At 71.5% G+C, this 26627-nt stretch carries 23 protein-coding genes and 2 pseudogenes; 7 read left to right on the top strand and 18 right to left on the bottom strand.

The features are described 5' to 3' along the window. Positions 1 to 302 precede the first annotated feature (302 nt). The gene (locus QR78_RS05255) at positions 303 to 1193 is read left to right on the top strand and encodes a dihydrodipicolinate synthase family protein (RefSeq protein WP_048426451.1); all 891 of its coding nucleotides are present in this window, start codon (positions 303 to 305) and stop codon (positions 1191 to 1193) included. Positions 1194 to 1196: 3 nt separating this feature from the next. Here the strand turns inward: QR78_RS05255 and QR78_RS05250 are convergent, their stop codons facing one another. The 6 genes from QR78_RS05250 to QR78_RS05225 all read right to left on the bottom strand — a co-directional run bounded on the left by QR78_RS05250 (position 1197) and on the right by QR78_RS05225 (position 7067). Then, positions 1197 to 2573 carry an amidohydrolase family protein gene (locus QR78_RS05250; RefSeq protein WP_048426450.1) on the bottom strand — a complete coding sequence of 459 codons (1377 nt, stop codon included), beginning with the start codon at positions 2571 to 2573 and terminating at the stop codon, positions 1197 to 1199. Next, entirely contained in the window at positions 2570 to 3448 is an 879-nt protein-coding gene (locus QR78_RS05245) for a polysaccharide deacetylase family protein (RefSeq protein ID WP_048426449.1), read from the bottom strand. The genes QR78_RS05250 and QR78_RS05245 overlap by 4 nt, the downstream gene beginning before the upstream one ends. A gap of 139 nt (positions 3449 to 3587) precedes the next feature. Continuing rightward, entirely contained in the window at positions 3588 to 4388 is an 801-nt protein-coding gene (locus QR78_RS05240; protein WP_089504250.1) for an ABC transporter substrate-binding protein, read from the bottom strand. A gap of 59 nt (positions 4389 to 4447) precedes the next feature. Beyond that, on the bottom strand, positions 4448 to 5218 hold the full coding sequence (locus QR78_RS05235) for an amino acid ABC transporter ATP-binding protein (RefSeq protein ID WP_048426447.1): 771 nt from the start codon (positions 5216 to 5218) through the stop codon (positions 4448 to 4450). Further along, positions 5215 to 6072, bottom strand: coding sequence for an amino acid ABC transporter permease (locus QR78_RS05230; RefSeq protein WP_048426446.1), 858 nt, complete (start codon positions 6070 to 6072; stop codon positions 5215 to 5217). The genes QR78_RS05235 and QR78_RS05230 overlap by 4 nt, the downstream gene beginning before the upstream one ends. A gap of 32 nt (positions 6073 to 6104) precedes the next feature. Further along, positions 6105 to 7067 (bottom strand): N-carbamoyl-D-amino-acid hydrolase, encoded by a 963-nt coding sequence (locus QR78_RS05225; protein WP_082172050.1) that lies wholly within the window; start codon positions 7065 to 7067, stop codon positions 6105 to 6107. Positions 7068 to 7213: 146 nt separating this feature from the next. On the opposite strand from QR78_RS05225, the gene QR78_RS05220 reads away from it, so the two are divergent. Further along, positions 7214 to 8122 carry a LysR family transcriptional regulator gene (locus tag QR78_RS05220; RefSeq protein ID WP_048426454.1) on the top strand — a complete coding sequence of 303 codons (909 nt, stop codon included), beginning with the start codon at positions 7214 to 7216 and terminating at the stop codon, positions 8120 to 8122. A gap of 165 nt (positions 8123 to 8287) precedes the next feature. Further along, complete coding sequence (locus QR78_RS05215) at positions 8288 to 9649, top strand: pentapeptide repeat-containing protein (protein WP_048426453.1); 1362 nt, start codon at positions 8288 to 8290, stop codon at positions 9647 to 9649. 36 nt (positions 9650 to 9685) lie between these two features. Here QR78_RS05215 and QR78_RS05210 read toward each other — a convergent pair whose 3' ends face one another. From QR78_RS05210 to QR78_RS05200, 3 genes are read right to left on the bottom strand one after another with little or no spacing between them, the layout of a single operon-like run. Further along, positions 9686 to 10435 carry an ABC transporter ATP-binding protein gene (locus QR78_RS05210; protein WP_048426445.1) on the bottom strand — a complete coding sequence of 250 codons (750 nt, stop codon included), beginning with the start codon at positions 10433 to 10435 and terminating at the stop codon, positions 9686 to 9688. Continuing rightward, on the bottom strand, positions 10423 to 11178 hold the full coding sequence (locus QR78_RS05205) for an ABC transporter permease (protein ID WP_048426444.1): 756 nt from the start codon (positions 11176 to 11178) through the stop codon (positions 10423 to 10425). Before QR78_RS05205 ends, QR78_RS05210 begins: the two co-directional genes overlap by 13 nt. A 10-nt stretch (positions 11179 to 11188) precedes the next feature. Continuing rightward, positions 11189 to 12229 carry an ABC transporter substrate-binding protein gene (locus QR78_RS05200; protein WP_048426443.1) on the bottom strand — a complete coding sequence of 347 codons (1041 nt, stop codon included), beginning with the start codon at positions 12227 to 12229 and terminating at the stop codon, positions 11189 to 11191. A 332-nt stretch (positions 12230 to 12561) separates the two neighbouring features. On the opposite strand from QR78_RS05200, the gene QR78_RS05195 reads away from it, so the two are divergent. Beyond that, positions 12562 to 14076, top strand: coding sequence for an amidase (locus QR78_RS05195; RefSeq protein ID WP_048426442.1), 1515 nt, complete (start codon positions 12562 to 12564; stop codon positions 14074 to 14076). A gap of 22 nt (positions 14077 to 14098) precedes the next feature. Here QR78_RS05195 and QR78_RS05190 read toward each other — a convergent pair. The 4 genes and pseudogenes from QR78_RS05190 to QR78_RS05175 form a co-directional block, all read right to left on the bottom strand. Beyond that, positions 14099 to 14422 (bottom strand): annotated as a pseudogene (locus QR78_RS05190) (YnfA family protein). A 54-nt stretch (positions 14423 to 14476) separates the two neighbouring features. Next, on the bottom strand, positions 14477 to 15475 hold the full coding sequence (locus QR78_RS05185; protein ID WP_048426441.1) for an SDR family oxidoreductase: 999 nt from the start codon (positions 15473 to 15475) through the stop codon (positions 14477 to 14479). A gap of 84 nt (positions 15476 to 15559) precedes the next feature. Continuing rightward, a complete protein-coding gene (locus tag QR78_RS05180; RefSeq protein ID WP_048426440.1) occupies positions 15560 to 16408 on the bottom strand; it encodes a formyl transferase in 849 nt (282 codons plus the stop codon). A gap of 38 nt (positions 16409 to 16446) precedes the next feature. Next, entirely contained in the window at positions 16447 to 17220 is a 774-nt protein-coding gene (locus tag QR78_RS05175) for an SDR family NAD(P)-dependent oxidoreductase (protein WP_048426439.1), read from the bottom strand. A gap of 387 nt (positions 17221 to 17607) precedes the next feature. On the opposite strand from QR78_RS05175, the gene QR78_RS05170 reads away from it, so the two are divergent. Beyond that, positions 17608 to 19464: a capsular polysaccharide biosynthesis protein gene (locus tag QR78_RS05170; RefSeq protein ID WP_244276553.1), complete on the top strand. Its 1857-nt coding sequence runs from the start codon at positions 17608 to 17610 to the stop codon at positions 19462 to 19464. 93 nt (positions 19465 to 19557) lie between these two features. On the opposite strand, the gene QR78_RS05165 is transcribed toward QR78_RS05170, so the two are convergent. Beyond that, the gene (locus QR78_RS05165) at positions 19558 to 20856 is read right to left on the bottom strand and encodes a capsule biosynthesis protein (RefSeq protein WP_048426437.1); all 1299 of its coding nucleotides are present in this window, start codon (positions 20854 to 20856) and stop codon (positions 19558 to 19560) included. A 773-nt stretch (positions 20857 to 21629) separates the two neighbouring features. Here QR78_RS05165 and QR78_RS05160 point away from each other — a divergent pair. Continuing rightward, positions 21630 to 22862: a polysaccharide biosynthesis/export family protein gene (locus tag QR78_RS05160; protein ID WP_048426436.1), complete on the top strand. Its 1233-nt coding sequence runs from the start codon at positions 21630 to 21632 to the stop codon at positions 22860 to 22862. Between the two features lie 102 nt (positions 22863 to 22964). Here QR78_RS05160 and ettA read toward each other — a convergent pair whose 3' ends face one another. From ettA to QR78_RS35840, 3 genes are all read right to left on the bottom strand, one after another. Further along, positions 22965 to 24617 carry an energy-dependent translational throttle protein EttA gene (ettA, locus tag QR78_RS05155; RefSeq protein WP_048426435.1) on the bottom strand — a complete coding sequence of 551 codons (1653 nt, stop codon included), beginning with the start codon at positions 24615 to 24617 and terminating at the stop codon, positions 22965 to 22967. A 186-nt stretch (positions 24618 to 24803) separates the two neighbouring features. Further along, positions 24804 to 25076: a hypothetical protein gene (locus QR78_RS05150; protein ID WP_048426434.1), complete on the bottom strand. Its 273-nt coding sequence runs from the start codon at positions 25074 to 25076 to the stop codon at positions 24804 to 24806. A 12-nt stretch (positions 25077 to 25088) separates the two neighbouring features. Beyond that, positions 25089 to 25922 (bottom strand): DNA/RNA non-specific endonuclease, encoded by an 834-nt coding sequence (locus tag QR78_RS35840; protein ID WP_425284184.1) that lies wholly within the window; start codon positions 25920 to 25922, stop codon positions 25089 to 25091. Between QR78_RS35840 and QR78_RS36640 the strand changes: the two are divergent. Beyond that, positions 25812 to 26039: pseudogene (locus QR78_RS36640) on the top strand (hypothetical protein); the annotation flags it as partial. The gene QR78_RS35840 and the pseudogene QR78_RS36640 overlap by 111 nt on opposite strands. 44 nt (positions 26040 to 26083) lie before the next feature. Here the strand turns inward: QR78_RS36640 and QR78_RS35835 are convergent. Continuing rightward, on the bottom strand, positions 26084 to 26320 hold the full coding sequence (locus QR78_RS35835) for a hypothetical protein (RefSeq protein WP_244276552.1): 237 nt from the start codon (positions 26318 to 26320) through the stop codon (positions 26084 to 26086). Positions 26321 to 26627: the final 307 nt, after the last annotated feature.

The following is a 26627-nucleotide window of genomic DNA, read 5'->3' as shown; positions in this document are numbered from 1 at the left end:
ATCCTGTCCCCGCAACCAAACACCACACGAAAAACCCCGCTCGGCGTCGCGCCGGCGGGGTTTTTCGTATTTCGGTCTTCGCGTGCCGTCCTCCCCCGACTTCGGTAACTGGTGTGGGCAACTGGACCAGCATGAACGTGTCGAACTGGCCGTAGGAAGTAGGCCGTTTCATCTTTATCTCCGCCGCGTGCCTTACGAGCTTGGTCCAGCGGGACGCCGCCGGTGCAGGGGATGATCGCACTGGGCCTCGCCCTCGCGCCGAGCGGCCGCCTGACCCCCAAAGACTGGAAGGATCGTCGCCCGTGCGCTTCACCGGCCTCTCCGCCTTTCCGATCACGCCGATAGAGGCCGACGGCCGCGTCGATCTTCCGGCCCTGCGCCGGCTCGTCGCCCGCCTGTGCGCCGCGGATGTCGACTCGATCGGGCTCCTCGGCAGCACCGGTTCCTATCCCTACCTCCCACGGGAGGAGCGCCGCCGGGCGCTCGAGGCTGCCATCGACGAGGCGGGGGGCCGCGTGCCGATCCTGGTCGGCGTCGGCGCCCTGCGGACCGACGAGGCGGTGCGGCTGGCGCAGGACGCCGAGGCTGCCGGCGCCGCGGCCGGTCTGCTCGCCGCCGTTTCCTATACCCCGCTCACCCAGGACGAGGTGTTCGAGCACGTCGCGACGGTGGCGCGCGCGAGCGGGCTCCCGCTCTGCCTGTACGACAATCCCTCGACCACGCATTTCCGGTTCGAGCCGGATCTCGTCATCCGGTTGAGCCGCCTGCCGGGTATCGTCGCGGTGAAGAGCCCGGGGATGGAACCGCAGGCGGTCGCCGCGCATCTCGCGGCGTTGCGGGACGCCGTGCCGGCAGAGTTCTCCCTCGGCTATAGCGGCGACTGGACCGTCACCGAGGCGCTGCTCGCCGGTGCCGATGCCTGGTACAGCGTCGTCGCCGGGCTGTTTCCGCAGGTCGCCACCGACATCCTGCGCGCCGCGCGAGCCGGCGACGCGGACGAGGCGCGCCGGTTGAACGCCCGGCTCGAACCGCTCTGGGCGCTGTTCCGGCAGCATTCGAGCCTGCGGGTGATGTATGCCTGTGCGAATCGGCTCGAACTCTGCCACACCGCACCGCCGCGGCCGATCCTGCCCCTCGGCGCAGAGGTGCAGGCCCAGGTGGCCGCGGTGATCCGGACGCTCGACCTGCGTTAGAGATCACGCTTCCTCGAAGGCGGCGCGGGCTTCCGGCAAGTCCCAGATCCGCTCGATCGCGGCGGCGCCCTCGCGGGTGATCGCCGTCTCGTCGCCGGCGAGGTAGCGGCCCTCGTCCACGAGGACCCGACCGTCGACCATCACCTGGGCGATGTCGGCGCGGTTGGCGAGCGCCACCAGCGCGCGGACGGGGTCGTGCAGCGGCTGGAGGTGCGGGTGGGTCATGTCCACCACCGTGAGGTCGGCGGTGGCGCCGGGCGCGAGCACGCCGAGGTCGGGCCGCTTGATGGCGGCGGCCGCCTGCCCCGTCACGGCATCGACGAGGGTCGGCGAATCCGCCACCTCGGCCCGGCCCGCGGCGATCTTCGAGATCAGCGAGGCCGCGTTGAGCTCGCCCAGGAGGTCCATGTTGTAGCCGTCGGTGCCGACGAGCGTGCGCAGGCCGTGGGCGGCGAAGCGGCCGAACGCGGCGGTGCGGCCGGCCCGGGCGAAGACCCGCGGGCAGTTCAGCACCGTGGCGCCGCGGGCGGCCATCAGGCGCAGGTCGTCGTCGCTGCTGGCGATGCAGTGGGCGGCGAGCAGGTCCGGTGCCAGCAGGCCGAGCCGGTCGAGATATTCGGCCGGGCTGCGCCCGTCGTGGCGGGCGCGGATGGTCGCCACCTCGTCGTCGCTCTGGGCGAGGTGGGTGGTGATCGGGACGTCGAGTTCCCGCGCCCGGGCGGCGCAGGCGCGCAGGAGGTCCGGGCCGCAGGTGTCGGTGGCGTGCGGGCTCATGGCCAGCCGAATGCGCCCGTCCGCCCTGCCCTCCCAGCGGGCGTACAAGGCGTTCCAGGCGGCGAGATCGGCTTCGCCGTCGTCGCCGGCATACGACACGCGTCCATCCGCGCCGGCCTTGGCATCGGCGGTCGAGAAGAGGTAGGGCGCGCCGTAGAAGCGCAGGCCCATCTCCTCGGCGGCCTCGAACATCTCCGGCAGCCCGTTGCGGAACGGCTCCATCACCGTGGTGGCACCGCCCTTCAGGAGCTGCAGGATGCCGAGCTGCGCGACGGCGAGGCGCTCCCGCGGGTTCAGGACCATCAGCGCCGTCTTCGAGAGCGGCAGCAGCACCGTGTAGACGATGCTTCTGCCGCCTTTCCGTCCCCGCCCGTCCTCGGTGTGCGAGCGGGCGATCGCTTCGCTGAAGCAGTGATTGTGCAGGTTCATGAGGCCCGGGAGCACCAGGCGGCCCGGCCGGTCGAACGTCACGTCGGCGGCCGGCCGGCTCGCCGTGATCGCGGCGATGCGGTTGCCCTCCACCAGCACCCAGCGGTCGCGCTCGATTCGCGGCAGCCCGTCCCGGCGGATGAGGAGCCAGGACCCGAAGATCGCCGTCGTCGTCACGCCGCCCTCTCGTGGGTCAAAAAGTTCTCGGCGATGGCTGCGCCGGTGGTGATCCAGAGGTCGGGGCAGTCCTTCGCGTAGGTCAGGAACTCGCGCAGCAGCCGCAGGCGCATCGGCCGGCCGCTGCATTGCGGGTGCAGCACCGTCGTCACCATCGCGCCCCAGTCGCGCACCTCGTCGAGTTCGTCCTTCCACAGCGACAGGACGTGCTCCTTGGGGAAGATCGAGCGCGGGCTGAAGCGGGTCGAGAGGCCGTGCATCCAGTCGTCGTAGCTCGCCGTCACCGGCAGCTCGATCGGGCCGGGGCGACCATCCGAGAGGACGTGCCGGTAGGGCCGGACGTCGTCGCGGAACGACGAGGTGTAGACGATGCCGTGCTTCACCAGGATCTGGCGCAGGCCCTCGGTGAACTCGCCGTAGGGGGCGCGGTAGCCCGTCGGCACCACGCCGAGGCGCCGCTTCAGGGTCTCGAAGCCGCGCTCCACCTCCTCCTCGATGAAGGGCGCACCGGGATCGGGCATCAGGTGGTGGTAGCCGTGATGGCCGATCTCGTGGCCGCCCCTCAGAATCGCCTCCGCCATCGCCGGATAGGCGTCGACCGCCCAGCCGGTGATGAAGAACGTGCCCTTGAGGCCGAGCTGGTCGAGGAGTTCGAGCAGCTTCGGCGTCCCGACCCGGGCCTCGTAGGCGCCGTAGCTCATGGTGACGAGGCGCTCGGCATGGGCCGCATCCTTGCTGGTCCAGGCGCTCTCCGCATCGACGTCGAAGGAGAGGAACATCGCGGAGCGGTAGGGCGCGGGCCAGGAATAGTCCGGCGCCGGCGGGGCGAGGTTGGCGGGGGCGACCGGGATGCTGTCGAGGGCGGCGCGGTTCATGGGGGGCTTTCGCGGTTGGGCGGTCGGGACCTGCGGATCTCCCGAGCACCGATTTCGACACGCTCGCGCTCTCCCCTCTCCCACTCGGGAGAGGAGATCCCGCGATGATTCCTGAAGCGACGGCGATCGATGCGCGTCGCTACTTCCCGCCGTTGATCACCGCCTTGTCGACGCCGTTCTCGGTGAGCTTCCACTTCTCGAGCAGCGCCTTGTAGGTCCCGTCGGCGATCAGCGCGTTGAGGGCGCCGGCCAGGGCCTGCTGCAGGCCGGCCTCCTTCACGGGAACCGCGATGCCGGTATATTGCAGGGCGATCGGGGCGCCGAGCGCCATGTAGGTGTTGGGCTCCAGCCCCATCACGTAGGGCAGCGTCTCGTTGCCCTGGACGGCGGCGTCGATGCGGCCCTGCTTGAGCTGGGTGCGGGCGTCGGCCGAGCCCTCGGTGCCGACGAACACCACCGGGTTGTCCTTGCAGTTCTGCTCGCTCCAGGCGGCGATCTCGCGCGGGAACGAGGTGCGCCGGCTCGCCCCCGCCTTCTTGCCGCACAAGGACGCCATGTCCTTGAACTCGCCCTCGCGGGCCTTGCGGACGAAGAATTGCGGGCCGCTGCGCAGGTAATCGACGAAGGTCGCGGTCTCGTGGCGCGTCGCGAGGTCGGTCATGCCCGACAGGATCACGTCGACCCGGCCGGTGCTCAAAGCCGGCATCATCTGGTCGAAGCTCGTCTCCTGCCAGGCGAACGTCACCCCGAGCTTCTTTGCCAGGGCGTCGCCGAGATCGACGTCGAAGCCCGTGAGCTGGCCGGTCGCCGGGTCCTTGAACTCCATCGGCGGGTAGTTCGGGACGATCGCGACCTTGATCGTGCCGCTCTTGGCGATCTCCGGCGGCAGGGCGGCTTTCGGCGCGTCCTGCGCCGCGGCCACCGTGGCGGACAGACTCATGAGACCGATCGCGATCAGGCGCTTCACCAAAACCTCCTCGTGCATTCTCGAAACAAAGGTCAGCCGATCACCGCCGAGAGGAAGCTGCGGGTGCGGGCCTCGCGCGGGCCGCCCAGAACTTCCGCCGGCGTGCCCGCCTCGACGATGCCGCCCTGGTCCATGTAGACGACGGTATCGGCGACCTCGCGGGCGAAACCCAACTCGTGGGTGACCACCATCATGGTCATGCCGGAGCGGGCGAGTTCGCGCATCACCGCCAGCACCTCGCCGACGAGCTCCGGGTCGAGGGCCGAGGTCGGCTCGTCGAACAGCATCAGCTGCGGCTTCATGGCGAGCGCCCGGGCGATGGCGACCCGCTGCTGCTGCCCGCCCGAGAGCTGCGACGGGTAATTGCCCGCCTTGGCGGCGAGGCCGACGCGGGCGAGCAGGGCCACCGCCTCGTCCCGCACCTCCGCCGGCCGGCGGCCCTGGACCTGGATCGGGCCCTCGGTGACGTTCTCGAGCGCCGTCTTGTGCGGGAAGAGGTTGAAGCGCTGGAAGACCATGCCGGTTTTGAGGCGCTGGCGCGCCACCTCGCGCTCGCTCAGGGCGTGGAGCCGGCCGCCGGATTCGCGCATGCCCAGAAGCTCGCCGTCGAGCCAGATGCCGCCGGAATCGATCGGGGTGAGCTGGTTGACGCAGCGCAGCAGCGTGGTCTTGCCGGAGCCCGAGGCCCCGATGAGGCACATCACCTCGCCGGAGCGGACGTCGAGGGAGACGTCGTCGAGGGCCTTGAACGTGCCGAAGCTCTTCGACACGCGGCGGAAGGCGACCAGGGGCTGCGCGGTCATCGGCCGGTCCTCGCGGCGCCCCGGGCGAAGCGGCGCTCCAGCAGCATCTGCAGCGGCGTCAGGATCGAGACCACCAGCAGGTACCAGAGGCCGGCGACGATCAGCAGTTCGATGACCCGGGAATTGGCGTAGTAGATGTTCTCGGCGGCGTGCAGCACCTCCGGGTACTGGATCACGCTGGCGAGCGAGGTCGCCTTGACGAGGCCGATGAACTCGTTGCCGAGCGGCGGCAGCACCACCCGCATCGCCTGGGGCAGGATGATGCGGACGAGCGCCTTCAGCCGCCCCATGCCGATCGCCTGCGCGGCCTCGTACTGCCCGGCATCGACCGAGAGCAGGCCGGCGCGCATCACCTCCGAGGTGTAGGCGCCCTGGTTGATGCCGAGGCCGAGCAGCGCGGCGAGGAACGGCGTCATCAGCTCGACCGACTTCGCCGACCACAGGCCGGGGATGCCGATGACGGGAAAAACCAGCGCCAGGTTGAACCACAGGAGCAGCTGCAGGATCAGCGGCGTGCCGCGAAACAGCCAGGTGTAGCCGGCCGCCACCCCCTTCAGGACCGGGTTCGGCGAGAGCCGCATCACCGCGACGACGAGGCCGAGCACGATGCCGAGGCTCATCGCCAGCACGGCCATCACCAGGGTGTTGACGATGCCGTGCAGGATCACCGGCACGGTGAGGAAGCGGCCGACATAGGCCCACTCGATCTGGCCTTCCGCGAAGGCGCGCCCGACGAGGGCGAGGACGACGAGGATCAGGCCGGCGGCGATCCAGCGGCCCCAATGCGTCCGTCGGGCGGTCGGCAGGCCGGTGAGATCGGGAAAGCCCTCGGCGAGGGCGCGTCCGCTGCTCATGGATCCCTCGTTCGTGGGGAAGGGTCGTGCGCTCAGGCGGCGGTGGACGCCGCCCGCGGCGGCTCGATCACGCCGGCGCGCTCGGTGATCGGCCCGTACTGCGCCGGCTGCCGGTGCTGGCCGAAGTTGAACATCTTGTCCTTGCCCTGCCGGCAGCGGTCAAGGTCGCACAAGGCCGTCACGACCTCGTCCCCCAGGGTCTGCGCCTGCGCGACGATCCGCCCATCGGGATCGACGATGCAGGAGCCGCCGATCAGGCCGGAACCGTCCTCGTCCCCGGCCTTGGCCACCGCTACCGCCCAGGTGGCGTTCATGTAGGCGTTGGCCTGGGCGACCAGCGTCGAGTGGAAGGTGCGCAGGGACGCGTCCTCGCTCGTGCCGCCGTTGGGGTCGTAGGCCGCCGAGTTGTAGCCGACGCAGACGAGCTCGACCCCCTGCAGCCCCAGAACCCGCCAGGCCTCGGGCCAGCGCCGGTCGTTGCAGATCATCATGCCGAGGATCGCCCCGCCCCAGGCCTCGCCGGCCCGGAAGGCCGGGAAACCCGTGTCGCCATACGAGAAGTAGCGCTTCTCGAGCTGCTGGAAGCGCGCGCCCGGTCGCGGCTCGACCGAACCCGGCAGGTGCACCTTGCGGTAGCGACCGAGGATAGACCCGTCCGGCTGGACGAGGAGGCTGCTGTTGAAGCGCTGCCCGTCCGGGGTCAGCTCGGCATAGCCGATGTTGAACCCGACCCCGAGTTCCCGGGCGCGGTCGAACAGCGGCTGCACTGCCGGGTTGGGCATCGCGCGCTCGAAATACCGGTCGAGGTCGTCCCCTTCGAGGAGCCAGCGCGGGAAGAACGTCGTGAAGGCGAGTTCGGGAAACACCACGAGGGTCGCGCCGCGTCCCGCCGCGTCCTCGAGCAGGTGGATCAGCCGGTCGAGGGTGTGGGCGCGGGAATCGGCGCGCGGGGTCGGCCCCATCTGCGCGGCCGCAACGGTGACGATACGGGACATCATGACCTCGAAATGGGCATAATGCCGATTCAGGGAGCATTATGCGGTGGCAATCCACCTCGTTGGTCCGATCATGCACAAGGCTTGATCGATCCACAATCCTCTCATCTATGATAAATACCGTCAGACTATAATGTGGAGTGATGATGAACCTGCGGCAGCTGGAGATCCTGCGGGCGGTGGTCCGGCACCGCACTACCCTGGCAGCGGCCGAGGAACTGGCGGTGTCGCAGCCGGCCGTCAGCAACGCCCTCAAGGCGATGGAGGCGCAGGCCGGCTTCCCGCTCTTTGACCGCATCAACAACCGGCTGTTTCCGACCGCCGAGGCGATGACGCTCTACAAGGAGAGCGAGGCGATCTTCGCGCTCCACGCCAAGCTGGAGGGCCGTCTGCGCGACCTGCGCGAGAACCGGCACGGGCACCTCGCCCTCGTGGCGACGCCGCCTCTGGCCTACGGCCTGCTGCCGCGGGTGCTCGCCGCCTTCATGCGCGGGCGGCCCCAGACGCGGCTGTTCTTCGACGTGCGCCGCTACGAGGGCGTGGTCGAGGGCGTGACCAGCCGGGTCGCCGAGCTCGGTTTCGCGCTCGGCCTGTCGAACCATGTCGGCATCGCCCACGAGGTGGTGCACCGGGGCGAGATGGTCTGCGTGATGGCGCCCGATCATCCGCTGAGCGAGCGCGACGCCGTCACGCCCGCCGATCTCGCGCGCCATCCCTTCATCGGGCTGGAGCGCGGCACCCGCCTCGGCGAGGCGGTGCGCGACAGCTTCGCGCGGGAGGGCGTGCCGTTCGCCGCCGCCGTGGAGGTCCGCTACTGCAACACCGCCTGCGTGCTCGCCGGAGCCGGCGTCGGCGTCGCGGTGGTCGACCCGTTCTCGCCCTCGCAGGGCGGCGCGCATCCGGTGGTCGTCCGCCCCTTCGTGCCCGTGACCCCGGTCGAGGCCTTCATGCTGTGGTCGGAGGCCGAGCCGCTGTCGCGCCTGGCGCGGGCCTTCCTGGCGGAGGTGCGGGCGGCGCGGGTCGGGCCGGTGGAGGGCGACCCGGCCTCGGGATGAGCGGCTCGCTCTCGGTCATCCCAGGTAGCCCCTTTGCCCCTTGGCCCCGCCGTTGCATTCCCGGCGGGTCCGTGGCTGATACCGCCGGCATTTCTTCGGCTTCGACAAGGAACACCCCTGCGCCATGGCATGGACGGGCTCGTCACGCGCGGTCGGTTCCGAGCGATGACCCTTCGACCCCAGACCCCGCTCGACCCGCGCGTCGGCGCGCTCCTCGCCGAGATCGGCGCCCAAGGTGGCGCCCTGCGCCGCGACGCCCTCGACCTGCGCGCGGCGAACCTGAGCCGCGACCGGCTCGCGCCGCTGGCCGGCGAGGCGGCGTGGTGGGACGCCGACCGCCAGGGGCTGAACCTCGCCGGGGCCGAGATCCCCGGCAGCACCCTCGAACAGGCCGATCTCACCGGCGCCACCCTGAAGCGGGCCCGGCTTCCCGGCGCGCTCGCCCGCTCGGCCGACTTTTCCGGCGCGCTGATCGAGGAGGCGGATTTCGGCAAGGCCGACCTCAGCGGCGCCCGCTTCGTCGGCGTGGCCGGCGGACAGGCCGATTTCACCGAGGCGATGCTGGAGGATGCGAGCTTCCGGGACGCCTCGCTGCGCTTTGCCCGCCTGCCCCGCAGCCTGCTCGACGGAGCCGACTTCTCCGGCGCCGACCTCTGGGGCGCCGACTTCACCGGGGCGGATGCCGACTACACCACCTTCCGCGGCGCGCGTCTCGACGAGGTGACGCTCTCCGACACCAACCTGACCCACGCCGATTTCGAGGGCGCGAGCCTGACCAAGGCCCGGCTCGTCGGCTCGCGCCTGCGCAACGCCAAGCTCACCGGCGCCAAGCTCGACGGAGCGGACCTGTCGGAGGCCGACCTCGCGGGCGCGACCCTGGTGCGGCTCGACCTGACGTCCTGCAACCTGCGGGCGGCCCGGTTCGCCGGCGCCTGGCTCAACGGCACCCGGTTCCGGGCCGCGCAGATCGGCGAGGCGGTGGGCGAGGAGATCGCCGGCGACTACGAGGCCGCGAAGGCGAGCTACCTCGCCCTGGAGCAGAATTTCGAGAGCATCGGCAGCCGCGACGAGGCCGGCTGGGCCTATCGCCGGCGTCGGCGCATGGGGCGGCTGCATGCCGGCGCGCTGTTCCGGGCCGCCTGGCAGCGGCGCGATCAGGGGCGCGACCGGCGCGGCCTCCTGCGCCACGGCTACCGCTGGATCGCCGACCGCTTCGTCGAGTGGCTGTGCGATTACGGCGAGAGCCTGTCGCGGCTGTTTCGCGCCTTCGCGATCCTGATCGTGGTCTTCGCCGGGCTGTTCGGCCTCACCGGCGGGCTGATCCCGGAGGGCACGAGCGCGGCGACCTACAACGCCCTCGACCTCCTGAGCTACAGCGCCCTCAACATGATGACGGCGAACCCGCCGGAGATCGGCATCAAGCCGGTCGGCCGAGTGACCAACCTGCTGGTCGGCGTGCAGGGCGGGACCGGCATCGTGCTGATGGGGCTGTTCGGCTTCGTGCTCGGCAACCGACTGCGGCGCTGAGCGGGACGGCGCCCCGGGGCGGCGGGGGCCGGCTCGTCAGCCCCCTGCCCCCATCAGTTCCTCCCGGATCACCTGCGTCATCGCCTTGAGTTCCGGCGCGGCCCGGTCGCGCGGCTGGGCCGCCGCGATCCGGTGCGCCGCGACGATCCGGCCGGGACTGCCCGCCAGCACCACCACCCGGTCGGCGAGGTAGACCGCCTCCTCGATGTCGTGGGTCACGAAAAGCACGGTCTGGCCGGAGGCGCGGCAGAGCCGGGAGAGCTCGTCCTGGAGCGACTCGCGGGTGAGCGCGTCGAGGGCCGAGAACGGCTCGTCCATCAGGAGGACGTGCGGCTCGACCGCGAGCGCGCGGGCGAGCGACACCCGCTGGCGCTGGCCGCCGGAGAGCTGGAACGGCCAGCGCCCGGCGAGATCGGCGAGGCCGACCCGCGCGAGCGCCGCGAGCGCCCGGCGTCGCCGTTCGGCCCGGGGCAGGCGCAGCTTCTCGAGCCCGAAGGCGACGTTGTCGAGGACCCGGCGCCAGGGCAGCAGCCGCGAATCCTGGAAGACCAGGGCGACGGCCCGGCGGCCGGGCTCCGGCTCGCTCACCGTGACCGTGCCGGCGCTGGGCCTGACGAGATCGGCGATGACGCGCAGCAGCGTCGACTTGCCGACGCCCGATGCACCCACGATCGCCAGGAACTCCCCGGGCTCGATGTCGAGGTCGAGATTCGACAGCACGGTGGTCCGGGTGCCGTCGCGGGTGAAGGTGAGGGCGAGGCCCTGGATCGCGATCAGGCCCGCCATCTGAGCATCCAGCGTTGGAGGGCGGTGAAGCCGGCGTCGAACACGCCGTAGAGCAGCGCCATGGTGAGCATGTAGACGACCACGATGTCGGTCGCGAGCAGCGTCGAGGCCTGCATCATCCGCTGGCCGAGGCCCGCGACCCCGAAGATCTCGGCCGCCACCACGGCCATCCAGGCCTGCCCGATGGCGGTGCGCACGCCGACGAGGATCCCCGGCATCGCGGCCGGCCACACCACGGTGACGAGGCGCTCGGGCCCGGAGCGGAAGCCGAAGGCGGCGGCGAGCTCGATCAGGTCGCGATCGACGCCGCGGATCGCCCCGTGGGCGGCGAAGTAGACGATCCAGAACACGCCGATCGCGACGATGAACAGGGCCGCTTCCGGGGTGACCCCGAACCAGATGATGGCGAAGGGCACCCAGGCGAGGCCCGGCACCGGACGCAGCACCCGCACCACCCAGGCGGTGAGCCCTTCCGCGGTGCGCGACATCCCCGTCAGGGTGCCGGCGGCGATGCCGAGGCCGACGCCGAGGCCCAGGCCCGCGAGGTAGTGGCCGAGGCTGCCCCCGACCGCGGCGAGCCACTGGCCCGAGCGCAGCTCGCGCAGGAAGGCCTCCGGCAGCACCGAGGGCGGTGGCAGGAAGGCCGGGTTGACGAGGCCGAGACCGGGCACGGCCTCCCACAGGGCGAAGAAGGCCGCGAGCCCGACGAGCGGGAGCAGGGCCGCGGTGGCGCGGGCTCTCACGGGGCCGGTCTCACTTCCCCGCCACGGCGCGCTCGTAGAAGCGCGGCTCGAACAGCCCGTCGAGGGGCACCTCGCGGTCGAGCGCCCCGATCTTCACCTGGTAGCGCTGCATCGCCGCCGTCGCCTCGACGATGGCGCGGGGATCGGCGGAGAAGCGCGTCGCCGGGGAGACGAGGGCGCGGCGGATCGTGGCGGTGTCGACGAGGCCCTTGCCGAGGCTCGCCTCGATGATCGGCGCGACGCGCTCGGGGTCGCGGCCGATGAGGTCGATCGCCCGCACGACGCCGGTCACGATCGCCTGCACGGCGTCGGGCTCCTTGTCCACGAGCGCGCGGGTGACCGCCACCACCGTGCCGGGCTGGTTGGGAAACATCTCGCCGCCGAGCGCCATCAGGCGGATCGCGGGGTTGCGGCCGGTGACGATCGAGACCGCGGGCTCGCGCAGGATCCCGCCCTCGACCGCGCCGGCGAGGATCGCCTGCTGGGTCGCGTCGATGCCCATCGACACGATGGTCACGTCCTTCGGGTCGGCCTTCGCCACCTCCCACAGCCAGTGCTGCAGGGTGGTGTTGGGCACCGAGCCGAGGGGCTGGGTCGCGAGCCGCGCCGGCGTGCCGTTCGCCGCGCGGTAGCGCCGAAACACCTCCGCGGGGGCGATGCCGGCCTCGGCGAAGCGGGCGAGCTTCGGGCCGGCGACGAAGACGTTCTCCTCGACGGAGGTGGCCGCCACCACCTTCACGTCGATGCCCTTCGAGCGGGCGACGCCGAGCGGCGCCACGCCGGCGACGTAGACGTCGAGGGTGCCGGAGGCCAGCGCCTGGATCATGTTCGGGCCGGACTCGAAGGTCGTGATGCCCAGCGAGAGCCCGGCCTCCTTCAGCCAGCCCTCCTTCTCGGCGACGATGATCGGCGCCACCGCCAGGATCGGGATCAGGCCGACCCGCAGGGGGGCGCTCCGCCCCTGCGCGAGAACCTGCGTCCCGGAACCCAGCACGGCCCCGGCTGCGAGGGCCGGGGCTGCCCCGAGGATGCTGCGTCGCGTGAGAGTCATGGCTGGCCGTCTGACGGAAAGGATCGCGCCCGCTTAGGGTATCGTCCTGCCGCAGCGCAAGAATGGCAGCGACATAAGAAATTATCGCTACATCCGTGCTGTATGGTGGTTGAAAATTCTCTTTGGAGGCATCGCCGGAGAAAATCATCCGGGGTGCGTCCGGGCCGTGCACCTTGTGCCGGGGATGCGCCGCGCGGCCTGGCTGCGTTCTTGCCTCCCGGTCCATCATGCCCGTGCCGGCCCGTCATGGCGCCGGAGGGCGGGAAGCCCGGGCGGAGGGGAGGCGGCGAACGACGCCTCCTCGTTTCGCCGACCAGACGAGGAGACGCCCCATGGCCATCACCCGCCCGAGCGCGGCCCAGGTCCGCGATCTCGCCGCCAGCCTCCACCTAACGCTGACGCCCGAGGAGGCCGCCGCCTACCGCGCCCTGATGGATGCCTCGTTCGACGCCTACGACCTCGTCGACGCCCTGCCGGACGTGACGCCCCCGGTGAGGTTTCCCCGCACCCCCGGCACCCGGCCGGCGCCGGAGGACAACCCCCTCGGTGCCTGGGCCTGGAAGAGCACCGTGACGGGTGCGCCGGAGGGCAAGCTCAAGGGCAAGACCGTGGCCCTGAAGGACAACGTCGCGCTCGCCGGCGTGCCGATGATGAACGGGGCCTCGACCCTCGAAGGCTTCGTGCCCGTCGCCGACGCCACCATCGTGACCCGGATGCTGGAAGCCGGCGCCACCATCCTGGGCAAGGCGACCTGCGAGCATTTCTGCCTCTCGGGCGGCAGCCACACCTCGGATCCGGGGCCGGTCCACAACCCGCGCCGCCGGGGCTACTCGGCCGGCGGCTCGTCCTCGGGCAGCGGCGCCCTCGTCGCGGCCGGCGAGGTCGACCTGGCGATCGGCGGCGACCAGGGCGGGTCGATCCGCATCCCGGCCGCGTATTGCGGCGTCTACGGCATGAAGCCGACCCACGGCCTCGTGCCCTATACCGGCGTGATGCCGATCGAGACCACGATCGACCATACCGGGCCGATGACCGCGAGCGTCGCCGACAACGCCCTGCTGCTTGAGGTGCTCGCCGGTCCGGACGGGCTCGACCCACGCCAGGGCGCGCCGCAGGTCGCCGCCTACGCGCAGGCCCTGGGCAAGGGCGCGCGCGGCCTGCGCATCGGCCTGATGCTGGAGGGCTTCGCCGCCCCCGGCATGCAGGAGGCGGTGGCCGACAAGGTCCGGGCCGGGGCCGCCCGGTTCGAAGCCCTGGGCGCCGTGGTCGAGGAGGTCTCGGTCCCGGCCTACCGGCTCGCCGCCGCGATCTGGCAGCCGATCGCCCTCGAAGGGCTGACGCAGCAGATGATGCTCGGCAACGGCATGGGCTTCAATTGGAAGGGCGCCTACGATGTCGGCCTGCTCGATTGGCATGCCGGCTGGCGCGAGAGGGCCGACGACCTCTCGCAGACCCTCAAGATCTCGATGCTGATCGGCCAGTGGGGCCTGACGCATTACCGCGGCCGCTACTATGCCAAGGCCCAGAACATCGCCCGGCAGGTGCGCGCCGAGTTCGCCCGGGCCTTCGACCGGTACGACCTCCTGCTGTGCCCCACCCTCCCCTGTACCGCCACGAAGCTGCCGGAGCCGGGCGCGCCGCTGGAGGAGGTCATCATCCGGGCCTTCGAGATGGTGGCCTCGACCTCGCCGATGGACGTGACCGGCAACCCGTCGATGTCGATTCCCTGCGGGCTCGTCGACGGCCTGCCGGTCGGCCTGATGCTCACGGCCAGGGACTGGAACGAGGGCGCGATCTACCAGGCCGCCGCCGCCTTCGAGGCGGCGGGCGACTGGACGGCGGTCTGAGCCGGTCGCCCGGCCCTCCGTCTCATCCCCGCGGCGCCAGCAGGATCACGCCGGCGCCGGCGAGGCAGAGGACGGCGCCCGCGCAGTCGAACCGGTCTGGCCGCTGGCCTTCGGCGGCCCATAGCCAGACCAGCGAGGCCGCGATGTAGATGCCGCCATAGGCCGCGAAGGCGCGCCCCGCGGCCTCCGATTCGATGAGCGCCAGCAGGAACGCGAAGGCCCCGAGGGAGGCGGCTCCCGGCACGAGCCAGAGCGGCGAGGCGCCGAGCCGCCATCAGGCCCAGACCGAGAAGCACCCGGCGATCTCGGCCAAAGCCGCGGCGGCGTAGAGAAGGAGGGTCGGTATCGTGGGCGGCATGGCGGGGCTTGTTCCACGCCATGCCGGTCCGGGGAAGCGGTCTCAGGCCCGCCGCTTCATCAGCGCCGCCGCCGCGAGGCCGACGCCCGCCATCACGGCGCCGGTGGTGAGCGGGTGGAGCTTCGCCCGCGTGTAGGTGCTGGTGTGGCGCACCATCCCCGGATGGTCGCCGCGGACATGGCCGTCCTGGGCCGGCCGGTGGAGCGCGCCGTGCGGGTCCCGCGGCGGCTCGGAGCGCAATTGCTGCGAAGCCATCACGGCGCCCAGCCGGTCGAAGGTGCCGGGGGCGAGCTTCTTGAGGCCGGTCATCGCCCGGCCGCCGCCGCCGACGATGATGTCGCGCTGGGGATAGACCGCGGCGTGCAGGATGGCGTGGGCGACCTCGTCCGGGTGGTAGACCGGCGGCGGCAGCTTCGGCTCGCGGTCGAGGTAGTTGCGGGCGTGCTGCGGCAGCGGCGTGTCGATCGCCGAGGGCTTGATCAGCGTCACCGAGACGGGGGCCCGGTCCTGCTCCAGTTCCGAGCGCAGGGCGTCGGTGAAGCCCCGGATGGCGTGCTTGCTCGCCGAGTACATGCCCTGGAGCGGGATCGCCATGTCGGAGGCGATGCTGCCGAGGTTGATGATCGCGCCGCCGTGCCGGCGTAGATGCGGGGCCGCCACCAGCGAGCCGTAGACCACGCCCCAGAAGTTGGTCTGGAAGAGGCGGTCGTGATCCTCGTCCGAGACCTCCTCCAGGCGTCCGTAGAGCGAGATGCCGGCATCGTTGACCCAGGTATCGAACCCGCCGAAGCGCTGCACCGCCCTGTCGGCGATGGCCTGGACGTCCTCGCGCCGGCCGACATCGGCGACGACATGGGTCGCCTCCCCGCCCGCCGCCTCGATCTCCTCCTGGATCGCCGCCAGCGCCTCGGCGTTGCGCGCGGCGAGGACGACCCGGGCACCGGCCCGCGCCGCCATCCGGGCGGTGGCGAGGCCGATGCCGCTCGAGCCGCCGGTGATCACGATCACCTGCCGGTCGAGTGGCTTGTGCGCGTGGCTCATGAATTCCTCCGTACAGGGTGGGGGTATCATGGCCACAACGAAGCCGGACGCGCTTCGTTCATTCGGGTCGAACCCCGCGCGGCCTCACGGCCGGAGCGACAGGCTCAGCGCCTCGCGCAGGTCCCCGGCATCGACCAGACGCCGGCCTCGCCGCTTCAGGTCGCGCAGCTGGCCCGGCGTGGGAAAGCCGCAATAGGGCAGCACCGGGACGCGCCGCCCCTCCGGCAGCGCCCCCGCCCGCTCGGCCTCGGCCAGGACACTCTCGAGCAGCGGACGTCCGGCCTCGTGCAGCAGCATCGCGGCGCGCGAGGCGGTGACGCCGGAGGGCAGCGCCACCGCCTCCTGGGCCAGGATCCCGCCGGCATCGATCTCCGGCGCGAGCCGATGCACCGTGACGCCGAATTGCGGCCTCTCGTCGAGGAGGGCGTGCAGGGTCGGCACCGGGCCGCGATGGCGCGGCAACAGCGAGGGGTGGACGTTGAGCCCGCCCCCCGGCGCCGCCGCCAGGGTCGCGGCATCGAAGATCTGGTCGAAGTGGAACGACAGGATCAGGTCGGCGCGGTGCTGGCGCAGGTGCCCGGTCGTCTCCGGCCCGTTCACGTCCGTGATGGTGGCGTGCGGCAGGCCGAGGCGCCGGCACAGGGTGCGCAGCGGGGTCGCCTCCGGCACGTCGCGGCTGCCCGACAGCGCCTGGGTCGCGGGAGCGAGGCCCCGGGCGAGGTCGGGCAGCCCGAAATTGACCGCGAGATAGGGCAGGAAGCCGGGGCCGGAGCGCCCGAGATGGCGCCGGACCTGCCCGGTCAGCCCGCCGGTGCTCGGCCGCTCGGGGTCGGACAGGCCGACGAAGGCGATCCGCGCGGCGTTGTCGGCGACGAAGCGGCGCACGGCCCGGGCGTTGGGCAGGGCTTCGAGGGTGAACAGGGCGATCCGCAACCGGGTCTTCTCCGCGACGGGATTGTTTTGAGGTGGGATCAGCGCTGCTGGCGCTCGCTCATGCGGAAGCTGAAGCCGCGCATGCCGAGGCGCCGCCAGGATTCCGGGATCAGCGCGGCGCCCCGCGCCGCCGCGGCGAGCGCCGCCGGGAAGGCGATCACCCCCTCGTCGCGGGCGAGCCCCTTGGCGATGCGCGCCGCCGCCGCCTCGGCGCTCATCTCGAGCGGGCGCCAGCCCTCGTAGTCGGCGCCCATCGCGGTCTTCACGTAGCCGGGGCAGACCACGTTCATCCGCACGCCGCGGGGCGCCAGCTTCTCGCGTAACGCGAGGCCGTGGGCCAGCAGCGCCGCCTTGGTGCCGCTATAGGCCGGGGCGTCGGGGAGCGGCGCGTAGGCCGCGAGCGAGGAGATCAGCGCGATCTGCCCGCGGCCCCGCTCCGCCATCCGGGCGACGGCCGGCAGCGCGACGTTGAGGGCGCCCATCAGGTTCACGTCGAGGACGAGGAAGGCGGTCTCCTCGGTCTCGAGCCCGCCCTGCGGGTGGCCGCCATTGACCCCCGCATTGGCGATCACGAGATCGAGACCGATCCGTGCATCCACCTCGCCGATCCAGACCCGCACGTCGTCCCGGTCGCGAACGTCGAGGGCCCGGGTCTCGACGGTCGCGCCCTTGCCCCGGCAGGCTTCGGCCACGGCTTCCAGGCGCTCAGGCCCGCGGGCGTTCAGGACCAGCGTCGTGCCGGGGGCGGCGTAATGCCGTGCCAGGGCCGCGCCGATGCCGCTCGAGGCGCCGGTGATCAGGATGACGGGCATGGCTTCTCTCCTGACGATCGGAATGCCGCGGCATGGCGCGCGCCTGTAGCATGCCGGCTCCGGCGGGCGCGCGAAAAAATCCCGCACCGGCAGGACTGGGTTCATCGGAATTCGTCTAAGGAGGGACGGCGTGGGGCCGCGGTTGCTGCGCCGGAGCGCGGCGCGGACCCCGCGACCTCGCCCGGTGCGTGTGCTTGACGGGCCGGAATGAGTGTGGAACGGCGCCTGCTCCGGGTCGCGAGCGCCCGGGCGGCACGGTCCGCAGTGAGTGAGAGGCGGATGGATCGCGGCAAGCTGAAGCGGTTGTGGCCCCGGATGCCGTCGGAGTCGGAAGGACCCGGCCCGCGACGCTCGCGGCGTCTGGGCAGCGAGCCGACCTCGCGGCGGGTGCGTCTGAGCGACCGCTGGGACGAAGGCTTCCTGCGCCTCGGCGACGTCCGGGTGGAGCGCTCGCTGAGCTACATCATCGACGGGCTCGGCATCCACTACGACGCGACCGCGCCGAGCGAGCTCGAGGTCATGCTCGAGGAAGGCGGCTGGGAGGCGGACGAGCTGATGGGCCGGGCCAGAGCCGGCATCGCGCGCCTGCGCGAGCGACGGCTCGGCCTCGACAACGACCCGCGCCGCCGCGACCTGCCGGGCCGGAATGCGGGGCGCCGGCGCGTCGTCATCGTCGACCAGGCGGTCGGCGACCCGACGGTCGGCTTCGGTCTCGCCGGTGCGAGCGCCTTCCGGGCGATGCTGGAGGCGGCCGCCGCGGACGCGCCGGAGGCCGAGCGCCTGGTGGTGATGGACCCGGCCGCTCCGATCGGCCGGCGCGGGCATATCGACGAGGCTGCCGCGACCGCGGCCGGGGCGCGTCTCGTGAGCGACCCCGTGACCGCCTGGTCGGTGGCCGAGGACAGCGATCGCGTCTACGTCGTCTCGGCCCATTCCGGCTTCGAGGCGGCGCTCGCCGGCACGCCCGTGACCTGCTTCGGCCTGCCGTTCTATGCCGGCTGGGGCTTCACCGACGACCGTCTGCATCTGCCCCGGCGCACCCGCCGGCGCAAGCCGGAGGACGTCTTTGCCGCCGCCTACCTCGTCTGCTCGCGCTACTTCGATCCCTATACGGGTGCGCCGGTGCGGTTCGAGGATGCGGTGGCGATCCTCGACCTCGTCGCGTCGCGCTGGCGCGAGAACGCGGTGCCCACGCTCTGCGTCGGCTTCTCGGCCTGGAAGCGGGACTGGATCACCAAGACCCTGTCGGCGCCGGGCCACCGCCCGGTGGTGCGCCGGGGCGATGCCCCGGTCACGTCCGACGAGCTGTCGGGGATGCGCCGCGTCGTGTCCTGGGCGAGCCGGATGCCGGCCGGCACCGAGGAGGCCTGCGCCCGGGCGGGCCTGCCGCTCCTGCGCATGGAGGACGGCTTCCTGCGCTCGATCGGCCTCGGCGTCGCCCTGCGCCCGGGTGCCTCGCACGTCCTCGACGCCAGCGGCGTCTACTACGACGCCACGGGTCCGAGCGACCTCGAGCAATTGCTCGAGACCGGGGCCTTCCCGGACGACCTCCTCGCCCGGGCCGCGCGTTTACGCGAGGCGGTGATCGCCGCGCGGGTCAGCAAGTACAATGTCGGCAGTGCCGCGATGCCGCCGATGCCGCGACCGGGCCCGGTGGTGCTGGTCGCCGGCCAGGTCGAGAACGACGCCTCGATCCGCCTCGGCGGCGGGTCGGTTTCCGGCAACGCCGCGCTCCTGCGGCTCGCGCGCGAGCGCAACCCGGACGCCGTCATCGCCTTCAAGCCGCATCCCGACGTCGAGGCGGGCCTGCGGCCCGGCTGGGTCCCGCCGGACGTGGTCGCGGCCCATGCCGACGTGGTGCTGCGCGACGTCTCGGCGATCGACGCCGTCGATGCGGCGGACCGGGTCGAGACCGTGACTTCGCTCATCGGCTTCGAGGCGCTCCTGCGCGGCAAGGCCGTGACCACCCACGGCCTGCCGTTCTATGCCGGCTGGGGCCTCACCGACGACCCGGGCAGCCCGCGCCGCACCCGCCGCCTCACCCTCGACGAACTGGTGGCCGGCGCGCTCGTTCTCTACCCGCGCTACGTCGATCCGCGCACCGGTCTGCCCTGCCCGCCCGAGGTGCTGGTGCAGCGTCTGGCGGCCGGCGATCCGGAGCTGGCACGCCGCGCCCGCACCCCCGAGGCCGTCCTCAAGCAGGTCTGGTCGGTGATCTGGCGCGGCGTGCTGCGGCGGGGGTGATCGGGGGCGCCGGTCGACGCGTAGGCGGCCTTCGCAAAAAAAGACGGGGCCGTTTCCGGCCCCGTCTAGTTTCTCGGTCGAAGCGGATCGCGGTCAGGCGTTCTGCAGCGCCTCGATGCCCGGCATCTCGTCGCCGGTGTCGAGGGTGCGCGCCCGGGAGCGGGTCTCGAGCCAGGCGCCCTGGGTGAGGTCGAGGCGCGAGGCGGTGGCCTCGACCGCCGCCGCCATGCCCTCGGCCTTGTAGTAGACGCCGCGGATCTGGATGTTGGCGACGATCGCCTTGATGAAGGCGTCCCATAGCTCGCGCCGGGGCGGCTCGGCCTGCGTCCAGAATGTCTCCAGCGCGCCCTGATAGGTCAGGCCCTGGATGTCGTAGATCGCGGCGCCCAGCGTCATGGTCGGCTTGTTGGCGCGCATCGACCACAGGCCGACGGTGCTGTTGACCGTGACGACGCCGCGGCAGCCGTCCAGCATCTTGCCGAGGTCGCCGCCATCGGCGAAGTCGACCCGGTCGGACACGCCCCACTTCTCCGCGGAGCGGCGCACGATGCGCGCCCAGTTGCGGATGCCGGGATCGAGAGGATGGATCTTGACCAGCAGCCGTGACTCCGCCGGCGCGTGCTCCGCGAAGGAACGGATCACCGCGTGGATCGGCGTCTTCAGGTCGAAGAACGGCGAGTAGGCGCGCAGCTGGAAGTCGTTCTCCATCTGCAGCGGCAGCACGTAATAGGTCGTGCCGGCTTCCCGCAGGCGGCGGACCAGCGCGTCGACCCGCGGGCCGGTGCGCCTGGAGCGCAGCATGTGCAGGCCGGTGCCCAGATAGATCAGGGCGTTGTGGTGCACCTGATGCGACTTGTAGCCGGGATACAGCCACCAGAGCCAGTTGCTCATCAGGTGGTAGCCCATGTCCCAGACCGCCTGGAGCCAGAAGCTGTCGCGGTAGCGCGGCACCAGATCGGGCTCCGGCGCCTGGGCGGCCAGCGCCAGCACCGCCTCCGGGTCCTTCGGGAAGCAGCTGTCGCCCGACATGCCGTCGCGCTCCAGCGTGATCCAGTCCGGACGCAGGTAGCCGAAATCCGTCACCGTGACGTTCAGGCCGCGCGCCTTGGCGGCGGCGACGGCGACCTTGTGGTAGTAGCGCTGCTCGCCGAGCAGCATCAGGTCGGTCACGCCCTCGCGGTCGATCAGGTCGGCGATGAAGGCCGGCCAGGTCTCGCGGGTGCCGCGGAAGTTCACCCCGCCGGCGCGGCGCCAGAACATCCAGTCGCCGAAGCAGAGGTTCACCCGCAGGCAGCGATGGCCCCGCGCCTCCAGGGCGTCGGCAACCCGGGCGAAGTACGGCGTGATCGGGCCCTGCAGGAACAGGAACACCTGGCGCCGGCCCGGCTGCATGGCGCGAGAATCCTGAGAGCGGGCGTCTTGAGAGCGGGAGTCCTGGCGGGCCTGGTCGACGTTACGCACGGGATCAGCACTCACGGGCACACCTCGGGTCTGGGCGGGGCCGGCGGCCGCAGACGACCTGCCGGCGGAGCCCTGGGACGGCGAAGGACCGAGCGGACCGCGGATGCAGCCTGCCCGGACGGACATTCGGGGCGCGCGAATCGCGCGCGAGCCGCTGACGAGGCGGACAGTACCGACGACTCCGGTGTCGACAATGGCATGAATGCAACAGTCTCGAAAAAATCGCGGTGTTGCACAACGTCAATGCGGAGCGTCCCGAAGGGTCGGTCGTCCCTCGGACGACGACGGCCATTAGGCTGGTGATCTGGGCAGGAACATGGAGAGCGGACGTCATGCCCGTGATCCACACGGCCGATGCATCCGTGCCACGGACGGGCCAACCGCCACGCTCGCGACGCATTTCCGGTCGACGGGCTCCCGGGCCGGGTCCTGCGCCGGATCTTCCGCAGGGTCCCGGGCCGTGGGCGTGGCGCCACACCGGCGGGACTTGTGCACACCGGAGGCCCCCGGGCCGCCCCGTCGATTCGATCGCGGCGGTCCCGAGTGCTAAAGGAAGGGTGGCGAAGCGTGGCCGCAGGCGGCCGCATTCGTCGGAGTTTTCGCGGACCGGGCCGAATCCGGGCGGCCCGCGGCGGGACCGGCGTCGAGCGAGAGAGACCGAGCGGTCGTCGCGGACGGCCCCGCGTGGTTCTGGAGGGTGAGGCATGGTGCGCGTCGGAATGCCAGCGGTCCTGGCGATGGCTTGCCTGGTCGGGGGCTGCAGCAGCTTCCTGCCCGCGGCCGGCCCGACGGCGAGCGCGATCGCAGACGGGGCCGACGTCGCCACCGACCAGGGCCTGCTTGCCCGCTACGAGATCATCGACGTCGACGCCGCCGTGGTCGAGGCGCTGCGCGGCCGGCCCCTCGACAGCCTCCTCGCCTCCTTCGGCGACCGCCGCCCCTCGGTGCAGCCGGTGATCGGCGTCGGCGATGCGGTGACGGTGACGATCTGGGAGGCGGGCAGCGGCGGCCTGTTCTCCGCCCCCATGATGGGGGGCCTGTCCACCGGCTCGAAATCCTCCAGCATCCCCGAGCAGATCGTCGCCCGCGACGGCACGATCTCCGTGCCCTATGCCGGCCGCATCAAGGTGGCGGGCAAGCGCGCCCCGGACGTGCAGGCCCAGATCGAGCAGGAACTCGCCGGCAAGGCGATCCAGCCGCAGGTGCTCCTCACGGTCAACTCGCCGCTCAGCACCAGCGTGACGGTGCTGGGCGAGGCCGCGGCCCCCGGCGGCGGCGCCCGCCTGGCGGCGGCGAGCCGCGGCGGGCCGGTCTCCAACCTCGGCGGCGGTCGCGTGCCCCTGACCGAGAAGGGCGACCGCCTGCTCGACGTCATAGCCACGGCGGGCGGCGTCGCGGCGCCGGTGAACGAGACCTTCGTGCGGCTGTCGCGCGGCTCCACCACCGCGACGGTGCCGCTCACCGCCGTCGTCTCCAACCCGCGGGAAAACATCTTCCTGCGGCCGGGCGACACGCTCACCCTGGTGCGCGATCCCCAGACCTTCCTGGCCGTCGGCGCGACGGGAGCGAATTACGAGATCCCGTTCTCGGCCGAGGGCATCACGCTGGCTCAGGCCCTCGCCAAGTCCGGGGGCCTGCGCGATGTCCAGGCCGATCCGGCCGGCGTGTTCGTGTTCCGGTTCGAGCCGGCCTCCGTGGTGCGCCGCCTGCACCCGAACAGCCCGCTGCTCACGTCGAACTTCGTGCCGGTGGTCTACCGGATCAACATGCGCGATCCCAACAGCCTGTTCGTCTCCCAGGCGTTCCGGATGCGCAACCGCGACCTCGTCTACGTCTCGAACGCCCCCTTCACCGAGGTCCAGAAGGTGCTCAGCGTCTTCTCCACCGTCACCTCGCCGATCGCCTCCGGCGCTTCGCTGTACTCGGCGACGAGGTAAGCCCGGCACCGGATGCCGGACACGAGAAAGGGCCCCGCGGGGCCCTTTTTTGTTGTCCGGATCCAGATGATGCGGGGCGGCCGGCGCCGCCCCGATCACGGTTCAGCGGCTGAACTTCTTGTACTTGATCCGGTGCGGGATGGTGGAATCGACGCCCAGGCGCCGCTTCTTGTCCGCCTCGTAATCGGCGAAGTTGCCCTCGAACCACTCGACGTGGCTGTCGCCCTCGAAGGCGAGGATGTGGGTCGCGATCCGGTCGAGGAACCAGCGATCGTGGCTGATGATCACCGCGCAGCCGGCGTAATCCTCCAGCGCCTCTTCCAGCGCGCGGAGGGTGTCGACGTCGAGGTCGTTGGTCGGCTCGTCGAGGAGCAGCACGTTGGCGCCGCTCTTCAGGATCTTGGCGAGGTGGACGCGGTTGCGCTCACCGCCCGACAGCACGCCGACCTTCTTCTGCTGGTCGGAGCCCTTGAAGTTGAAGGCGCCGCAATAGGCTCTGCTGTTGATCTCGCGCTTGCCGAGATACAGGATGTCGTTGCCGCCCGAGATCTCCTGCCACACGGTGGCGTCGGGGTTCAGGGCGTCGCGGGACTGGTCGACGTAGCCGAGCTTGACGCTCTCGCCGACCCGGATGTCGCCCTTGTCGGGGGTCTCCAGCCCGTTGATCATCCGGAACAGGGTGGTCTTGCCGGCGCCGTTCGGGCCGATCACGCCGACGATGCCGCCCGGCGGCAGCTTGAACGACAAATCGTCGATCAGCAGGCGGTCGCCGAAGGCCTTCTCGAGGTGGTCGAACTCGATGACGTTGTTGCCGAGCCGCTCGGCGATCGGGATGACGATCTGGGCGGTCGAGGGGCCCTTCTCCTGCGCCTTGGCGACGAGGTCCTCGTAGCGGGCGATACGGGCCTTGGACTTGGCCTGCCGGGCCTTCGGCGAGGCCGAGACCCATTCCTGCTCGCGCTCGATGGTGCGCTGGCGCGACTCCTCCTCGCGGCCCTCCTGGGCGAGGCGCTTCTGCTTCTGGACCAGCCAGGACGAGTAGTTGCCCTCGTAGGGAATGCCGCGGCCGCGATCGAGTTCGAGGATCCAGCTCGTGACGTTGTCGAGGAAGTAGCGGTCGTGGGTCACGATCAGGATCGCGCCCGGGTAGGACCGAAGGTGGCCTTCGAGCCAGCCGACCGTCTCGGCGTCGAGGTGGTTGGTCGGCTCGTCGAGGAGCAGGAGTTCCGGCTGCCACAGCAGCAGGCGGCAGAGCGCGACGCGGCGGCGCTCGCCGCCCGACAGGGTGGCCACGGCCACGTCGTCGCCCGGGCAGCGCAGGGCGTCCATCGCCTGATCGACCTTGGAATCGAGATCCCACAGACCCTTGGCCTCGATCTCGTCCTGGAGGCGGGTCATCTCGTCCGCCGTCTCCTCGGAGTAGTTCATCGCGAGCTCGTTGTAGCGATCGAGGATCGCCTGGGACTCGGCGACGCCCTCCATCACGTTCTCGCGGACGGTCTTGTCCGGATCGAGCTGCGGCTCCTGCGGCAGGTAGCCGACCCGCGCGCCCTCGGCCACGAAGCCGTCGCCGTTGAACTCGGTGTCGATGCCCGCCATGATGCGCAAAAGCGTCGACTTGCCGGCGCCGTTGACGCCGAGCACGCCGATCTTGGCGTCCGGGTAGAAGGACAGGTGCACGTTGTCGAGCACCTTCTTGCCGCTGGAATAGGTCTTGGTCAGACCCCGCATGTGGTAGATGAATTCACGGGCCATGGCGGTGATCCTTCAGAGTTCTGGCGCGCGGTCCGGATCGGGCGGCGTCTGCCGGATTCGGGCCATCTCCCGGGACACGATCGGATCGCCGGGCGTCGACGCGGCCGGCCGCGCGCGGGAATGGGGAGTGCTCCCGCGCTTACCAGGGCCGCCGGGGGGGTGCAAGGCGGCGGGACGAGGCGCCCTTCACCCGAACGGGTTCTTGACCTCGGTGGTCGCCCCCCGGGCCTCCTCCGCCCGTTCCGGCAGGTCGGCCTCGTCCTCCAAAGCCGTGACGATCGCCGTCAGCGTCGTTGCCAGCGCGCGGGCCCGCTCCAGGCTCTCCCGGTCGCGGGCGAAATCGAGGGAGCCGTGGAGCGCGATGCGCGTCGTGCCGTTCTCCAGCGTCAGGTCGCCGAGGGTCTGGACCGCGGCATCGTCGGCGAAGGGGGTGAAGGCGGACTTCGCGGGTGCGGGCATGAGAAGCGTCCGTCAGAGCAGCGAACGGAGGAAGTCGCGCCAGGCACGGCGGGCGGCGCGGCGCAGCTCGGCGGCGAGCCAGTCGAGGAAGCCCGGCTCGCGGCGGCTGCGCGGCCCGCCGACATATTCGTCGCGCTTCGGCTCCGGCAGGGGCATGATGCGCCGGCGGACGGAATCCGGCAGGTCCGGAAAGGCGACGATGCCGCCGATCGCCGCGAGCCGATCGAGGGAGATCGCCTCCCACTCCTCGCCCGGGGCGTTGCGGGCGAGGTAGACACCCGCCTCCCCCCGGTTGGCGTCATAGACCGCCTTGAACAGGCGGGTCGGGATCAGCACCCGGCCGCGCAGCGATTGCACGCTCGCGCCCTCGAACAGCGGTCCGGTGACGACGAACAGATCGCCGCGCTCGATCGCGAGCGCCCGCACGCTGCTCTCGATCCCGGCCCAGAGCCGGCGGTTGAGGTCCGGGTTCTGCGGGACGATGTTGGCGAGGCTGAAGGATTCGCTCTGCGTGCCCGGGCTCGGCATGTCTCCGGAGGGCGCCATGTGGCCCCGGTCCCAGCCGCTGCCGGCGTAATCCGCGAGTTCGGAGCGGGCGGCCTCCGGCAGCTGCATTTCCTCGTGGAAGGCATCGACCCGGTCGATCCGGCGGGCCGCCTCGACCCGCGCCGCGGTGAGGTGCTCGGCGGCGTAGAGCGGCGTGCGGGCGAGGCCCGAATAGAGGACCGCGAAGGCCTGGTAGCACAGGAGCGTGGTATCCGCGGCAAGCCGCGGATTGGTCAGCACCGGCTGCGTGCCGCCGGCGAAGTCGCCCAGGCACGTCCGGGCCTCCGCTGTCGCCGGCAGGGCCAGGAACAGCAGGCAGGCAAGGCTTGCGGCAGGCCATGCCGTCCCGAAGCCGGTCTTCCTGGAGCCAGTCTCGGTCGGGCCCGTCTTGTCCAGGCCCGTGTTGTCCAGGCCGATCTTGCCCGGGCCGATCTTGCCCGGGCCAATCTTGCCGGAGCGGATCACGCGCAGATCCGGACCCGCCGCGGGCCCTCGGGTGTCGGTCGCACACGCCAGGTGCAGACGGGAATCCGCCGCCGCGAGATGGTGTCGCAGGTGCGGTCGGTCGGCCGGCAGCTGGGCCAGTGCGGCAGCCAGGCGGGATCGAGCGCCGGATAGAGCGGCACCGCCCGCGCCTGACCCGGGGCCAGCAGCACGAGGCTCAGGACGAGCCCGCACGCCGGTATCGATCGTCCCATCTGAACTCCGTGCGGGAATGCGTATTGGCGCAATCGCGCCGTCGACTCGCAGCCTAGCGCATCCCCGCGCAGCTGTCGCCTCGCGGGCGAAATTCACCGTGAGTTCAGGATGTTCTTGGGAGTTGTTGTGCAGCATACGGTCGCAACCGTGGCGTTCGCGGGCCGGCGATGGCGCGAACGGCCGCTTGCGGTATAACGGCCGCCATCTGCGAGGATCCCGGGGCCGCGAGGCCGGGCGGGGTCCGCCTTCGACACGAGCGAGCGTTACCCCTTGTCCGATCTGGTTCTTCCCCTCCTCGACCGCGTC

The sequence above is a fragment of the Methylobacterium indicum genome (assembly GCF_001043895.1).
GTDB lineage: Bacteria > Pseudomonadota > Alphaproteobacteria > Rhizobiales > Beijerinckiaceae > Methylobacterium > Methylobacterium indicum.
The sequence above is the reverse complement of the archived record's forward strand: the minus strand, read 5'-3'. Positions and strand labels throughout refer to the sequence as shown.

Excerpts from the sequence above, each read along its gene's own strand:
- QR78_RS05245 (WP_048426449.1), bottom strand. The coding sequence starts at position 3,448 with ATGAACCGCGCCGCCCTCGACAGCATCCCGGTCGCCCCCGCCAACCTC.
- QR78_RS05240 (WP_089504250.1), bottom strand. The coding sequence starts at position 4,388 with ATGAGTCTGTCCGCCACGGTGGCCGCGGCGCAGGACGCGCCGAAAGCC.
- QR78_RS05235 (WP_048426447.1), bottom strand. The coding sequence starts at position 5,218 with ATGACCGCGCAGCCCCTGGTCGCCTTCCGCCGCGTGTCGAAGAGCTTC.
- QR78_RS05230 (WP_048426446.1), bottom strand. The coding sequence starts at position 6,072 with ATGAGCAGCGGACGCGCCCTCGCCGAGGGCTTTCCCGATCTCACCGGC.
- QR78_RS05225 (WP_082172050.1), bottom strand. The coding sequence starts at position 7,067 with ATGTCCCGTATCGTCACCGTTGCGGCCGCGCAGATGGGGCCGACCCCG.
- QR78_RS05220 (WP_048426454.1), top strand. The coding sequence starts at position 7,214 with ATGAACCTGCGGCAGCTGGAGATCCTGCGGGCGGTGGTCCGGCACCGC.
- QR78_RS05215 (WP_048426453.1), top strand. The coding sequence starts at position 8,288 with ATGACCCTTCGACCCCAGACCCCGCTCGACCCGCGCGTCGGCGCGCTC.
- QR78_RS05210 (WP_048426445.1), bottom strand. The coding sequence starts at position 10,435 with ATGGCGGGCCTGATCGCGATCCAGGGCCTCGCCCTCACCTTCACCCGC.
- QR78_RS05200 (WP_048426443.1), bottom strand. The coding sequence starts at position 12,229 with ATGACTCTCACGCGACGCAGCATCCTCGGGGCAGCCCCGGCCCTCGCA.
- QR78_RS05195 (WP_048426442.1), top strand. The coding sequence starts at position 12,562 with ATGGCCATCACCCGCCCGAGCGCGGCCCAGGTCCGCGATCTCGCCGCC.
- QR78_RS05185 (WP_048426441.1), bottom strand. The coding sequence starts at position 15,475 with ATGAGCCACGCGCACAAGCCACTCGACCGGCAGGTGATCGTGATCACC.
- QR78_RS05175 (WP_048426439.1), bottom strand. The coding sequence starts at position 17,220 with ATGCCCGTCATCCTGATCACCGGCGCCTCGAGCGGCATCGGCGCGGCC.
- QR78_RS05165 (WP_048426437.1), bottom strand. The coding sequence starts at position 20,856 with ATGCAGCCGGGCCGGCGCCAGGTGTTCCTGTTCCTGCAGGGCCCGATC.
- QR78_RS05160 (WP_048426436.1), top strand. The coding sequence starts at position 21,630 with ATGGTGCGCGTCGGAATGCCAGCGGTCCTGGCGATGGCTTGCCTGGTC.
- ettA (WP_048426435.1), bottom strand. The coding sequence starts at position 24,617 with ATGGCCCGTGAATTCATCTACCACATGCGGGGTCTGACCAAGACCTAT.
- QR78_RS05150 (WP_048426434.1), bottom strand. The coding sequence starts at position 25,076 with ATGCCCGCACCCGCGAAGTCCGCCTTCACCCCCTTCGCCGACGATGCC.
- QR78_RS35835 (WP_244276552.1), bottom strand. The coding sequence starts at position 26,320 with ATGGGACGATCGATACCGGCGTGCGGGCTCGTCCTGAGCCTCGTGCTG.